This window comes from bacterium, assembly GCA_021158245.1.
GTDB lineage: Bacteria > Zhuqueibacterota > QNDG01 > QNDG01 > QNDG01 > QNDG01.
This window is the reverse complement of sequence record JAGGVB010000068.1, coordinates 1-14656: the sequence shown is the minus strand read 5'-3', so window position 1 is coordinate 14656 and position 14656 is coordinate 1. Positions and strand designations below refer to the sequence as shown.

The 14656-nt window shown below is 37.2% G+C and carries 13 protein-coding genes and 1 pseudogene; 12 read left to right on the top strand and 2 right to left on the bottom strand.

Annotated features, from left to right (window positions below):
* From hcp to J7K93_04325, 12 genes and pseudogenes are all read left to right on the top strand, one after another.
* On the top strand, window positions 1-1659 hold the full coding sequence (hcp, locus tag J7K93_04380; GenBank protein MCD6116230.1) for a hydroxylamine reductase: 1659 nt from the start codon (window positions 1-3) through the stop codon (window positions 1657-1659).
* A 175-nt stretch (window positions 1660-1834) separates the two neighbouring features.
* On the top strand, window positions 1835-2035 hold the full coding sequence (locus J7K93_04375) for a type II toxin-antitoxin system VapB family antitoxin (protein MCD6116229.1): 201 nt from the start codon (window positions 1835-1837) through the stop codon (window positions 2033-2035).
* On the top strand, window positions 2032-2457 hold the full coding sequence (locus tag J7K93_04370; protein MCD6116228.1) for a PIN domain-containing protein: 426 nt from the start codon (window positions 2032-2034) through the stop codon (window positions 2455-2457). The genes J7K93_04375 and J7K93_04370 overlap by 4 nt, the downstream gene beginning before the upstream one ends.
* Window positions 2458-2482: 25 nt before the next feature.
* Window positions 2483-5152, top strand: coding sequence for a heavy metal translocating P-type ATPase (locus J7K93_04365; protein ID MCD6116227.1), 2670 nt, complete (start codon window positions 2483-2485; stop codon window positions 5150-5152).
* A gap of 188 nt (window positions 5153-5340) precedes the next feature.
* Window positions 5341-6513 carry a DUF4185 domain-containing protein gene (locus J7K93_04360; protein ID MCD6116226.1) on the top strand — a complete coding sequence of 391 codons (1173 nt, stop codon included), beginning with the start codon at window positions 5341-5343 and terminating at the stop codon, window positions 6511-6513.
* Between the two features lie 425 nt (window positions 6514-6938).
* On the top strand, window positions 6939-7265 hold the full coding sequence (locus J7K93_04355) for a nucleotidyltransferase domain-containing protein (protein MCD6116225.1): 327 nt from the start codon (window positions 6939-6941) through the stop codon (window positions 7263-7265).
* Window positions 7262-7651, top strand: coding sequence for a HEPN domain-containing protein (locus tag J7K93_04350; GenBank protein MCD6116224.1), 390 nt, complete (start codon window positions 7262-7264; stop codon window positions 7649-7651). Before J7K93_04355 ends, J7K93_04350 begins: the two co-directional genes overlap by 4 nt.
* 262 nt (window positions 7652-7913) lie before the next feature.
* A complete protein-coding gene (locus J7K93_04345; protein ID MCD6116223.1) occupies window positions 7914-9230 on the top strand; it encodes an esterase family protein in 1317 nt (438 codons plus the stop codon).
* Window positions 9231-9462: 232 nt separating this feature from the next.
* Window positions 9463-10785, top strand: a pseudogene (locus J7K93_04340) (putative DNA binding domain-containing protein).
* Window positions 10786-11193: 408 nt separating this feature from the next.
* The gene (locus tag J7K93_04335; GenBank protein MCD6116222.1) at window positions 11194-11547 is read left to right on the top strand and encodes a winged helix-turn-helix transcriptional regulator; all 354 of its coding nucleotides are present in this window, start codon (window positions 11194-11196) and stop codon (window positions 11545-11547) included.
* A gap of 84 nt (window positions 11548-11631) precedes the next feature.
* The gene (locus J7K93_04330; GenBank protein MCD6116221.1) at window positions 11632-12048 is read left to right on the top strand and encodes a dinitrogenase iron-molybdenum cofactor biosynthesis protein; all 417 of its coding nucleotides are present in this window, start codon (window positions 11632-11634) and stop codon (window positions 12046-12048) included.
* Window positions 12049-12226: 178 nt separating this feature from the next.
* A complete protein-coding gene (locus J7K93_04325) occupies window positions 12227-12604 on the top strand; it encodes a hypothetical protein (protein MCD6116220.1) in 378 nt (125 codons plus the stop codon).
* 424 nt (window positions 12605-13028) lie between these two features.
* On the opposite strand, the gene J7K93_04320 is transcribed toward J7K93_04325, so the two are convergent.
* A complete protein-coding gene (locus J7K93_04320) occupies window positions 13029-14243 on the bottom strand; it encodes an ATP-binding protein (protein ID MCD6116219.1) in 1215 nt (404 codons plus the stop codon).
* A 117-nt stretch (window positions 14244-14360) separates the two neighbouring features.
* Window positions 14361-14507: a hypothetical protein gene (locus J7K93_04315; protein ID MCD6116218.1), complete on the bottom strand. Its 147-nt coding sequence runs from the start codon at window positions 14505-14507 to the stop codon at window positions 14361-14363.
* Window positions 14508-14656: the final 149 nt, after the last annotated feature.

Below are 14656 nucleotides of genomic sequence, written 5' to 3'. Positions count from 1 at the left end.
ATGTTTTGTTATCAGTGTCAGGAAACCGCAAAAAATCAGGGCTGTACAGTAAGAGGAGTGTGCGGGAAAAATGACACAACAGCCAATCTTATGGATGTTTTAATTTATGTTTTAAAAGGTATTTCAATCTGGGGGCTTAAGAGTGATGAGATTGGTGATAATATCATGGAGCATGGAAGATTTGTTGCAAAAGGCCTTTTTACTACTATAACAAATGTAACTTTTGACGATGAAAAGCTTGCAGAGCTTATAAGAGAAGCACTTGATTTAAGAGATAATGCAAGAGAACACTTCCTTAAATCTTACCGCGAAAAAACCGGAGAAGAATTCACAGAAATTATGCATGACTCGGCAACATGGGCTGGTTCAACAGCTGAAGAGTTCCTTTCTAAGAGCATAGAGGCCTCTGTCCTTGCAACGGAAAACGAGGATGTCAGATCTCTTAGGGAACTGTTGATTATAGGATTGAAAGGCATTGCTGCATATGCCGAACATGCGTATGTCCTTGGATATGAGGATGATTCCATATACAGATTTTTTATGAATGCGCTTAAATCAACAACTGAGGATATTACTCAGGAAACAATGTTTGACTTTGTTATTCAGGCCGGTAAAGTTGCAGTTGACACAATGGCGCTTCTTGATAAAGCAAATACTGAAACTTACGGCAATCCGGAAATTACAAAGGTAAATATAGGCGTAAGGAACAATCCCGGTATTTTAATAAGCGGCCATGACTTAAAAGACATGCAGGAACTTTTGGACCAGACACAAGGCACCGGAGTTGATGTCTACACCCATGGCGAGATGCTTCCTGCAAATTACTATCCTGCTTTTAAGAAATACAAACATTTTGTCGGCAATTACGGAAATGCGTGGTGGAAACAGAATGTGGAGTTTGAGCAGTTTAATGGCCCTATACTTATGACAACAAACTGTCTGGTCCCTCCGAAAGATTCTTATAAAGAAAGAGTTTTTACAACCGGCAACGTAGGTTTCCCTAACGTAAAACACATTTCGGACAGAGAAGAAAACGGGCAGAAAGATTTTTCCGAGATTATTGATATGGCAAAAAAATGTCAGCCGCCTGTGGAAATAGAAAAAGGCGAAATTATAGGAGGGTTTGCACATCATCAGGTACTTGCTCTTGCTGATAAGATTGTTGATGCTGTCAAAACAGGCGCAATTAAACGGTTTGTTGTAATGGCAGGATGCGATGGACGCCACAAATCGAGAAATTATTTTACAGAAGTGGCGGAAACCCTTCCAAAAGACGCTGTAATACTTACTGCAGGATGCGCAAAATTCAGGTACAATAAATTAAACCTCGGAGAAATCGGAGGAATACCAAGAGTTCTGGATGCAGGCCAGTGCAACGACTCCTACTCACTTGCAGTTATTGCCCTTAAACTCAAAGAAATCTTCGGTATGGAAAATGTAAATGACCTGCCCATCTCCTTTGATATAGCATGGTATGAGCAGAAAGCGGTTGCAGTTCTTCTTGCTCTTCTATATCTCGGGTTTAAGGGCATAAGGCTTGGGCCTACGCTTCCTGCATTTCTTTCTCCTGCTGTTGTTAATGTACTTGTAGAAAAATTTGATATTAAGCCTGTGGGAGATGCTGCTTCTGATGTTGAAGCAATCATGGCAGGCAGATAGAACCCTCAAAGGTTGAACCCTTTGGCAAAACAGTGTGGCCGGCAAACTTGCCGGCTGCACTGTTGAAATTATTATTGGATTAAGCTGATGTTATATTAAAAAATCTTCTTGATGTTACACAGTTAATTGTGTATACTAATGTGTAGAAATTATCAAGACACAAGGAGAAATTAAAATGGCTACAAATCTGGCAATAGACGATTCTCTGATAGAAACAGCAAAAAAAATCGGTAAACATAAAACAAAAAAAGAAGCAGTTACTGAGGCTTTAAAGGAATATATTCAACGGCATCGACAATCTGATATTATAAATTTATTCGGTAAAATCGAATATGACAAAAATTACAATTACAAAAAACAGAGGCTCGTAAAATGAAGATCCTTGTTGATACATGCATCTGGTCTCTGGCGTTACGAAGAAACCGGAATAATAAGGATCCCTCAGTGTCAGTTCTAAAAGATTTAATAAATGATGCCCTTGTACAGATGATTGGCCCAATCAGGCAGGAGATTTTATCCGGCATTAAAATAAAAAATCAATTTGACCATCTTAAAAAATATCTTTCAGCATTTCCTGATTTATTTCTGGAAACGGAAGATTATGAACTTGCCGCAGAATATTTCAACATTAATCGACAGAAAGGTATTCAGGGATCTAATACTGATTTTTTAATTTGTTCGGTTTCATCAAGATATAAATTACCAATATTTACAAACGATAAAGATTTTATTTCCTATCAAAAGAATATCCCTATTATTTTATTTAATGCTGATATGAAAAATAGAATTCAATCATAACTTGCAATTAATAAGGATAAAATTTATGCATATAGACCCTGTTTGTAAAATGACAGTGAAAGACACAGACAGAGCACTCTCTTCCATATATAGAAATAAAAAATATTTTTTCTGCTCTGATTCATGCAAAAATAAATTTTTAATTAATCCTGAAAAATTTATTAATTCAGAGAAAGAAATTGATAAAAGAAAAACAATGCAGGATAAAATCAGCAGCAAAGATGAAATCAATCTTATAATTGAAGGCATGCACTGTGCAGGCTGTGTTTCATCAGTCGAAAAAAGTATTAAAAAATTAGACGGCGTTATAGATGTAGCAGTGAACCTTATAACAGAATCAGCACATCTCTATTTTGATAAATCCATGGTAAGTATTCATGAGATAGAGAAGGCTGTAGAAAAAGCCGGGTACAAGGCAAAACTGAAGGATCTGGAAAAAAATGAGGCGTTTTTTTCTGTAGAGGGGATGCACTGTGCCGGGTGTGTATCAACTGTAGAGAAAGCTCTTTTATCCGAAGAAGGCGTTATTGATGCAGTAGTCAATCTTACAACTGAAACAGCAAAGGTTGTTTTTAACTCTGATAGGATAGAATTTAATGCACTTGCAGAAGCAGTGTCAAAAAAAGGATATAAACTTGTATTAAAGGATGAAGATAAAAGCAGCCAGGCTCAGGAAGACCTGGATGAAAAAAAGATTAACAGGGCAAAAACAAAGATGCTCCTTGCATGGGCATTTACTGCTCCTGTGATTTTCCTTATGATCCCTGAGATGATTTTCGGAAAACAAGTTTTCGGCCCTGCATTTTCAGCCATAGCCACATTTGTTCTTACTGCACTGGTATTCTTTATTCCCGGAAAAGAAACTTTCCGAAGTGCATGGAAATCTGCGATAAATCTTTCTCCCAATATGGATGTACTTATTGCAATGGGGACGTTGTCCTCCTTTTCAACTGGAATTGCAGCTATTCTGCACCTTGCCGGCGTTGTTCCGGAATTCCAAAACTTTACAGGTGTCGGTGCAATGATTATGGCATTCCACCTGACCGGAAGATACATAGAAACAAAGTCCAAGGGCCGGGCATCTCAGGCTATTAAAAGGCTGCTGACTCTCGAAGCAAAAGAGGCCCGAATTGAAAGGGACGGAAAAGAATTGACCATTCCGATTTCTCTTCTGCAGAAAAATGATATTATGATTGTAAAGCCCGGTGAGAAGATACCAACTGACGGAATTATAATTGAGGGTATGGGCTCTGTTGACGAATCTCTGGCAACAGGCGAATCCATGCCTGTAGAGAAAACTCAAGGCAACAGTGTTATAGGAGCTACAATAAATATTGACTCTCTCCTGAAAATAAAGGCCACAAAGCTTGGAAAAGAAACCTTTCTCAGCCAGATTATTCGTATGGTTGAAGAGGCCCAAACTTCAAAAGTGCCTATTCAGGCAGTTGCAGACAAAGTTACTGCTGTTTTTGTGCCTGTAATCCTGCTTATAGCAGTATTGACTCTGGGATTCTGGCTCCTGTTTCCAGAGTTTTTCCATGGAATTATAATAAAAGGATCTCTTATTCTCCCGTGGGTAAATCCTGACATGTCTGCTGCTGCTCTGGCTTTTTTTTCCTTTATTGCAGTACTTGTAATTGCTTGCCCCTGCGCTCTCGGCCTTGCAACACCTACAGCTCTTATGGTCGGATCGGGAAAGGGTGCGGAAAACGGCATTCTCATACGGAAAGGCTCTGCTATTCAGAGGATGAAAGATGTTACAACAATTGTCCTTGATAAAACAGGTACTGTCACAACAGGAAAACCGGGAGTTACGGATATCTTTCCAGCAAGCAATTTTAAAAGGGAAGATATGCTTAAAACCGCAGCAACAGCAGAAACAGGATCAGAACATCCGGTAGCTATGGCAATTGTTGAGTTTTGCAGAGCCGAAGGAATAGAAACAGGAACAATTCGGGAATTTAAAGCAGTTCCGGGAAAAGGAATAAAAGGAGTAATTGACAATTTTTCCGTACTTGCGGGTACAGAGGAGCTTATGAAGTCCGAGAGGATTCCACTGTCTGAACCTCTTCTTGTTAAAAAGGCAGAACTTGAATCACAGGCAAAAAGTGTAGTAATTGTTGTAAGAAATAATCAGGTCATGGGATTGATAGCAGTTGCAGATACTATAAAAGAGAGCAGCAGAAGAGCTGTGGAAAAGCTTAAATCCCTCGGTATGAAACCTGTTATGATTACAGGGGACAACGAAAAAACAGCAAAAGCTATTGCAGCTCTTGTAGGTATTGAAAAATTTATGGCAAATGTTTTGCCGAATGAAAAAGCAGAGAAGGTAAAAGAGCTTCAGCAAAATGGTGAAATTGTTGCAATGGTTGGTGACGGTATTAATGATGCGCCTGCACTTACTCAGGCTGATGTCGGTATTGCAATCGGCACAGGAACTGATATTGCAATTGAAGCCGGCGATATTGTCCTTGTTAAAGGAAATGTTGAAAGCGTGGCAAAAGCAGTACACCTGAGCAGGGCTACATTTAAAAAAATAAAGCAGAATCTGTTCTGGGCATTTTTCTACAATGTTGTAATGATACCTCTCGCAGTGCTTGGCCTGATGCATCCGGTTCTTGCAGAGGCTGCTATGGCATTCAGCTCTATAAATGTTGTGACAAATTCCAGGAGATTGATGAAAGTGCGTCTTTGAGTTTATCAGGTTCTTCCGGGTTCTATCTGGAAGCTGAGGGCGAACGACCGTTCGCCCCTACATCGCATTTCCGGGCGGAGATTTTAGAGAGGCCGGACAAAAAAATATTAAGTCTTTCCAGTAAGAAACAACATATAATTGATTTTATTATAAATAAATTTTATCTTGTTAAAAGCATGGGATAAAGTATGATTGTATTTATTTTGCTTCTCTTATTAATATTATCATGTTCTCCAGGTACCAGCCAACCGGAAAACACCTCCCGAATAACAGTTATTTCACGGACAGAAAAAATCGAACAATTAGTAGGTGATTTTGACAGAGAAAAACAGGATTCAACCGCCAACAAAACAAAAAACAGATACGGCCTTGTTTCAACGGATTTGGGTATTCCGTTTCAGCACAATGAAAAAACTTATCTTCTTTTTGGCGACAGTTTCGGTGGTGCGGTTCCTGATGACGATGCAATTGCTTTTACCACTGATACAAATCCTGAAAACGGACTTAATCTCACTTTTATTCGGGATCTTAACGGCCATTACCGTCCCATTAACATACCTGGCATAGATCAGGGCGCATATGAAGTTCCTGTGGAAGGAGTGAGCCTGAACGGAAAAATGTACATCTTTCATACAACTGACTGGAATGATATTACAAAAACCATGGGCAGTACTGTTCTGGCCAGGTCTGATAATAACGGATTTTCTTTTCAGTATTTATGTGATGTGTCTAAAAATCATTTTATAAATATCTCTTTAATTAAAATTGATTTTGCCCTGTGGCAAGGATTCCCTGTAAACAGCGGACAGGGCCTGGTTCTGTTCGGTACGGGAAAATACAGAAACAGCCGGGTTTATCTTGCATGCCAGAAATCAGATGATATTGAAAACCCGTCTTCAATCCGCTATTTTACGGGTATGAACAAATCAAATATACCACAGTGGAGCTTTAATGAATCCAATGCAGCGCCTTTATTCGAACAGTCCGGAATAGGAGAACTCTCTGTAATTTATTATCCGGTTTTCGGCAAGTGGATTATGCTTTACAATAATATGAACCCCAGAGGAATTAACATGCGTGCTGCCGACTATCCGTGGGGCCCTTGGTCTGAAGTTCAGCTTGTTTTTGATCCGTGGGATGATAACGGTTACGGGCATTTTATGCATGTAAGCTGGGAATATGCACACCAGGACAGCGTACATGATCCGGGACGGGAGAATGTGTGGGGCGGAGAATACGGGCCCTATCAGTTCGAAAATCTTGCTGTTGATACGGAAAACAGACTGACTGTTTATTTTACAATGTCAACCTGGAATCCTTACACAGCTGTTTTGATGAAAGCTGTGCTTGGAAAGGAATAACAGAAACTGTTTTTGCTTGATTTTCTAATATAATTTTTATAAAATAAACCAGATCTTCTCATAAATTTTATATTCATTGCTTATGTCCATTCTAAAGAGAAGAGTTTGTAAAAGGGATAGCCATATCCGATATTTAATTTTTGTGCAGGCTTTGCCTTGAGAAAACAAACTATTTATTCTGATTTTATATTTTCAGACTGCTTTGCAGAGCGGGGAAAGTGTGTTTGGGTGGGTGTGGATTGAATGATTGATGCTGATTGGAGATTTTAGATTTTGCAAGTTTGCTAAGGAATACATATATTTTCATATAGGGGAAGATTTGGAATAGATGGGATATATGAAAGAGTTGTTGAAGAGTTTATGATATGTAGTTTGCACAAGTCTTCCGGGAATTAGTAATAATGTAGAGAATAAGGACCAAAAAAATGGCACAGGAGATCGTAAGAAGTACTTTACTCAAGCAAGTGAAAACTGCTATTCAGGCTTTAGTACCTGATGCGGAAATCGTCTTATATGGTTCACGCGCCACAGGTACAGCCAGATCCGACTCCGACTGGGATTTTCTGATATTGCTGCCTATTCCGGTAGACAGAATACTTGAGACGAAAATAAAAGATTGTTTGTATGATATAGAACTGGAGACCGACACAGTACTGAGCAGTATCATTCGCAGCAAACAAGAATGGTTGTCAGAGCGTTACGCGGTTGTTCCATTGCGTCAACAGGTCGAAAGCTACGGGGTTGCTATATGAGGGCAGAAGACCTTCAGGCGTTGATTGCCTACCGTTTGAAACGAGCAACAGAAACGCTGGAAGAAGCGCGTCTGATGCAAAATATAGGACATTGGAATACTTGTGCTAACCGTCTCTACTATGCGGCTTTTTACACTGTTTCTGCTTTATTGGTGCGGGATAACCATACGGCGACTAAACACAGCGGCGTTAAGGCATTATTCAACCGGCATTATGTTAAAACAGGTATAGTGACAAAAGAAAACGGACGTCTTTATAATCGGTTGTTTGATCTGCGTCAGGAAGGGGACTATATTGACTTCGTATCTTTAGATGCGGAAACAGTTGAACCTCTTGTTGATGCTACTGCAGTATTTATTGACACGATACGGTCGCTGCTGCATTAAATCGAGGAATTAAACAAAGCGATTGATAAAATAGAAAATCCAATGGATGATTTTTTTGAATAAGGAAAGAAAAAGAATGATAAAGAAGAGATATCAACAATTGTTGTTATTCGCCCAATTTGAAGGGATAACAACAATGAGTATACACAGTCGTTGGCAACAATAAAAGAAGTACGAATGACAACTATTGAATAGAGAACACGATATTACTGAAATCCATCAATAATATTAAAAAATAATCAAATTGAATAAATAATAAATTATGATAAAACAAAATTTTTTAATCCTTTTTATTCTGATTTTGTTTTTTAGTGCATGTCGAAATGAAACAAGCGTAAACAATACAGAATTAGAAAAGAAAATTCGGTTTGCCGAAATTAATCGACCATACACAACCATCAGCCCGATAATTAAGACTTTATTGAAATCAGACAATAAAACCCTAAAAACTGAGATTAAAAATCTTTGGGTCAATGCTCAAAAATCCGGTTTGCCATTTATAGAAGATGACACATTAGATACCGATTATAAATATATCACATTTTTGTATAAAGCCGATAATAAAAACATTGAAATTTCTTTTGAAGTACAAGGCATTTATAGTGATTATAGATTTGGTGATATGACTTTGCACAAATTAGGTAATACCCCTTTTCATTACAGATGTTATAAAGTTCCAGTAGATATTTGTTTTTCATATCGTTTTATAATCAAGAATACCATCACTGGGAAAGAACACAAGGAAATTGATAAATTCAATCCGGACAGAATACCTACCGGTGAGATTGAAGGATATACATTCTCAGTTTTTGAATTGAAAAAAGAAGTACCTAATTTGAATATTAAAAAACACAGCAATATTGGAAGCCGAATTGATACTCTGGAATACACAGATAGGGTTGTTAACAGAGAACGAAATATTTATGTGTATTTGCCACCCGGCTATAATAAAAACCGCCCACAATCATACCCGGTAGTTTATTTGTTTGATGCATTTATGTATTTGCACCGTATTGAAGTGCCAAACATTCTTGATAATCTAATTGTTGAGAACAAAATAAAACCGATGATTGCTGTTATGTTCGGAACATTTCGTAGCACGAGAGGCGTAATCCTTTCTCTAAATTCTGATTTTAAAGATGAATTTACTACACAATTCTTACCAATAATCAGAGAAAAATATAATTTAAGTACAAAACCCGATGAAAATATTATTGGCGGTATGAGTTATGGCGGATTGTGTGCCAGTTATATTTCATATTACAACCCCGATATTTTTGGAAAAGTATTATCGCAATCTGGCTCTTTTTGGCGGGATAAAGAACTTGAAGAAATAAAAGGTGAATGGATAAGAACTGATTGGTTAATAGAGAAGTTTATGACGGAAGAGAAAAGAAATATAAAAATATTCTTAGACTGGGGTTTACAGGAAAATCAAGTTTTGGGGAGTAATCGCAGAATGGTCAGAGTATTAGAAGATAAAAAATACGATTATAAATACATAGAATTCAACGGATGGCACGACTGGTCAAATTCCAGAAAAACTTTTGCAAAAGGATTATTATATTTACTTGAATAAATTACTGTTGCCAACAAATTGTAAACGTAATGCGGGTGAAGTGTTAATAATGAACGAAATAAGATTTAATAAACGGCGGTGCAAATTGAAAGTGAAGTGCATTAATCCCGCACTACGCTTACAAGTGGTCGTTGGGGGTAAGGTGGCCTGACGAGAAATGATAGCAATAAAAATCAGTAAATAATTCTATAAACTAAAATAAAAACAATATTTTTGTAGGAAAAGAAAATAAATGCAAGAAAGTCAAAATATTGAGTGGAAAGAAATTTGGAAAGATGAGTATCTGAAATGGATTTGCGGTTTTGCAAATGCAAATGGAGGAAAAATATTCATCGGGAAAAATGACAAAGGTGAAGTTGTCGGGCTGAAAAATTCAAAAAAATTTCTTGAAGACATACCCAATAAAGTAAGAGATATTCTTGGAATTTTAGTTGAAGTAAACTTGCATAAAACAGGAAAAGGCGAATATCTTGAAATCATTGTTGAACCATAACCATTTGCTGTTAATTACAAAGGTCAATATTTTTACAGGAGTGGAAGTACTAAACAAGAGCTAAAAGGTGTTGCGTTGGATAAATTTTTACTTGAAAAGAGAGGTAAAACTTGGGATAGTGTGCCAATTCCAAAAATTTCAGCAACCGACTTAAAAGATGAAACATTAAATTTTTTCACAAAACGAGCAGTTAAAAGTAAAAGAATTGACGAAAGTATTTTAAATGAGAATGACGAAAATATTCTTGAAAATTTAAAACTAACAGAGAAATCATTACTTAAAAGAGCTGCTGTTTTACTTTTTCACTCTGACCCTGAAAAATTTGTAACAGGAGCATTTGTGAAAATTGGATATTTTCAATCAGACACAGAATTAATTTATCAAGATGAAGTTCACGGAAACTTATTCGAACAAGTTGAAAAAACTATTGAAATTCTGTTTACCAAATACATTAAAGCAATAATTTCATATGAAGGTATTCATCGAGTAGAAACTTACGAATATCCAAAAGATGCTGTTAGAGAAGCATTACTAAACGCAATAGCACATAAGGATTATGCTTATGGCTATCCAATACAAATAAGTGTTTATGATGATAAATTGATGATTTGGAATGAAGGCAGACTACCTGAAAATTGGACAGTTAAAAAGCTGCTACAAAAACATTCTTCAAAACCTCGTAATCCAGATATTGCAAACGCTTTTTTTAGAGCTGGTTATATCGAAGCTTGGGGACGAGGAACTATAAAAATCATAGAACAAAGTAAAAAACACGGACTACCAACACCTGAATTTAAAAGTGAAGGAAGTGATTTTTGGATAATATTTAATAAAGACATTTTTAACAAAGAAAATCTTGAAAATCTTAATCTTAACAAAAGACAGATTAAAGCAGTTTTATATGTGAAAGAAAAAGGGAAAATATCTAATAAAGAATATCAAACATTAAATAATTGCTCACGAAATACAGCAAGTAATGATTTGTCTGAATTGTTAGAAAAGGATATTTTAATATCAAGCGGGAAACGAGGAGCCGGAAGTTTTTATGAATTAAAAAAATGATTGCACAAAAATTGCACATATTGCACAATAAAAAAAAGAATGATAATAATGAAAGAAACCCAGCACAGAACAATGTATATAAGGCATTGGGCAATAAGTTATTAAATCGAATGATTATGAATATAAACAAACGGCATAGTAAATTGAAAAGTTGGTGCAATAAAACGCCCAACGCCTCATATACTCACCGTTGTAAAATAAATAATCGCATAACACATATTTCTCCTGAAAACTCCCCGATAAATCGGAATCAGCTTGTAACGGTAATCGTTGCTTAATAACCCGGCTTTTGCACAGTGTCCTGTAAGATGTCTTTTTTGTGTTGGTGCAAAAAAATAGTTCTTGACAAACGGTGTGTGTTTTGTTATCTTTATTGCACAATGATGCAATAATGCAATGGAGCTGTTTATGCCGCGTGGAATTAAAAAGAATAAATTGGGAATGGGTGGGCCGATGATGTGCCTGATGGCGGATCCTCGCAGCAGATTTTTTATGGCCCTTGCAAGCGGCCAGAGAATAAAAATTCTTGAGCTTCTGAAGGAAGGGGAGAAGAGTTCTGCTGACATTATACATGTTTTGGAACTGGACGCTTCTGTAGTATCACGCCATCTTATGATGCTGCGGAATGTGGGCCTTGTTTCAGCACGTAAAGAGGGGGTAACTCTCTATTTTAGTATAGCTGATATCAGGGTATTTCAAATTCTTGATCTTACAACAGAGTCACTCAGGGATTGGTTTGAGCAGCGCCAGTCGTTTTTTTAAAAAACATTCTGACCCATTGGTTTATTGGGAAACCAGGATATAGCTAACGGAATTATTTTCATTAAAACTAACAGGAGTAATAACATGAAAATTGCAGTGGTAACAAATGACGGAGAGAGTATTAGCCAGCATTTCGGCAGGTCCAGATATTACAAAATTTATTCGGTTGAAGACAAGGAAATAAAGGGAAAAGAGATGCGCGAGCGCGGTACAGGGCATTTTGCACAGCAGCCTCAACATCACGCAGAAGATGATCCGCATTTAGATGCTACAGGGCGTCACGGTTATGGTTCTGCAGCAGCAAGCAGGCATGGAATGATGGCTGCGGAAATTTCCGATTGTGATGTTCTTATTGCCGGCGGCATGGGATCAGGAGCTTACGAGAGCTTTAAAAGTGCAGGGCTTGATGTTGTCTTAACTGACAAACCTGTAATTGACGATGCAGTACAGGCGTATATTGACGGCAATTTGCAGAATCTTTATATGCAGAGAACAGACTAAACAAAGTATTGGGGCTGTATCAAAAATTTTAACCCTGCCATTGTGCCGGAAGAAGCAATCTCCTGCATTCGTGTTCAATTTTGGAGATTGCCACGCCGCTTTGCTTCTGCAAGGTTAAAGTTGTTGTGTATGATTTGGCAGGGAGACAGGTCGCTATTTTGACAAAGGAGAATTAATTATGGAAAATAACAGGAGTATTAAAACTGCAAATATCCTGCGTAATACTGCAAGATATTTTCTGCTTGTTTTAGGAATTCTGGTATTTGTATTTGCACTGTTCTCAGGATCTGAAAATAACGGCGGAGGAGTGAGTGGAATTATTAAAAACAGCCCCAATGCTCTGCCGTGGTTTGTCCTTCTTGTACTGATTTTTTTAGCATGGAAACAGGAATTAGTGGGAGGGATAATTATTTGTCTGCTGGGTATTGCAGGGATGTACTTTTTTAACATACAAGGCCAGAACTTTTTTCTGTTTACATTTATACTTACTCTTCTAATAATAATCCTCGGGTCATTTTTTATAATAAGCTGGTATCTGAGAAAACGGGAAAACTGAAGGTTTAACAGCATTGCTGTTATAAAAATACGCCAAGGCGCACCCTGTCACCGAATTTATTTTGTCAATATTCCTTGAAATCTCTTCAGACCCGAAGCTCATTTCTTTCGTGGCCGCAGTAATCTGATTGATCATATATATGACAGGGCCACTGACTGAATAATTTCGCTCAATATTTCATAGGACTGCTGATTGAGAAAAATCCGGTAAATTAAAGGAATACATTACTTCCCGTGATATCATATTGTGTCAAAAAATTCAACGAGGAATTATGGATACATATATTGATGATTTTGGTAAATATGCAAGAAAAACAAAGCATCAATATCTTTCAAAAGTTTTAACACCGTGCCGACAATGGTAGGACAAAAATTTGTTTATTCCAAGTAAGTAAAAAAATGGACATCCTCAAAACCAATCGCAGTTATTTAATCCCGGCCGGCAGACTGCAGGCCGCGGCTTTATCAATAAAAAACAATGGCTTTAATTTATTAATAATTTGCACTTTTACTCCATATTGTTCAAAAAATGCACGTTTTGCCCGTTTTTTGGGATTCCATTTAATTTCAAACGGCTGTATCCGGTCATCCTGCTGAATTATTAAATCTACTTCAGTTCCTGATCTGGATCTCCAAAAATATAATTTTTTATACCGGCCGGTCAATAAATTCTGTCGGGAAAATTCAGCTATGACCCAATTTTCCCAAAGAGCACCGATATCAGGCCTCATTTCACTGGTAGAAAAAGAGTTTAACAGGGCATTACGAATTCCCGTATCCCAAAAGAATATTTTTTTACTTTTGCAAATTTCTTTCCTTGGGTTTGTACTGAAGGCAGGTAAACGGAAAATAATAAATGCCTGTTCAAGCAAAGCCAAATACCGTTCTACTGTTTTTCTGGCAAGGCCGGTAGAATTAGATAGTTCATTCACCGAAACTTCTGATCCGATCTGATGTGCCAGCAATGTTAAAAGCTGATGTAATGATTCAGGCGTTTTTATTAAACCTAACTGAAGAAAATCTTTCCAAAGAATATCTGAAGTCAAATTCAACAGATAGGGCCGCTTATCTGAATTACCAACGGTTTCCGGATAATGGCCGAAAGCCATACAGTTTAATAAAGATGTTTCAATTTGTTCAGGGAATTGCTGCTGCACCTGCTCTGCAGAAAATCCATGACTCCATGATTGGGCACGAATAATTTCCCAAAATGTTAAGGACGGCAGAATTAGTTTTCTATTACGGCCGGCCAGGCTTTCAGCAGCCTTATCTGCTATTTGTATGCTTGATGAACCTAAAAGAATAAAAATAACGGGAAGATTGGAATCATACCAGCCTTTAACTATCCCTGCTGCTTCCGGAAGCCTTTGGACTTCATCTATTATCAGAAAATCAGGTCTATGAAATACAGTCATAGCATCTTCGGCATTGAGTACAGAAGCCGCCAGGAAACGATCTTTATCAATTTTAATATCGAAATTTAAAAAGGATGTGTTTTTATCTTCAAGAATGTGACGGATCAATGTTGTTTTACCAACCTGCCGCGCTCCGAGAATCAAAATTATTTTTTTCGACTGGAAATCTTTTTTAATAATCGATTCACTGATTCTATTGATAAATTTTAAAGGCCTATTCTGCATACCATAGTATACAAAATAATATGTTATTTTGCAACATTAGTTTTTCAATTTCAAAAATAGCAACAAGACGATGTACTGTCATCCAGGATGTATGGAGCCTCCGTTCCCAGTACGGTCTCAATATTTACTTCTATTCCAGCTTAAACTGCCCCACCAACCCCCCAGCACTTCAGTCTGTTTCGCCAGATCTACGGCTGTATCAGAAAGCTGCTCAGCTCCGTTATTCCTTGAAATCTCTTCAGACCCGGAGATCATTTCTTTCATGGCCGCAGTAATTGTAGATAAACAGCAATTTTAACTTCATCCATAGACATCGAAGCATTTTTCGTATCTTCCTGAATTACCTTGATAGTATTACCAACTTTTCCATTAACTTTTTTCCTATTGATTAACAATCTTAAAATATATATATT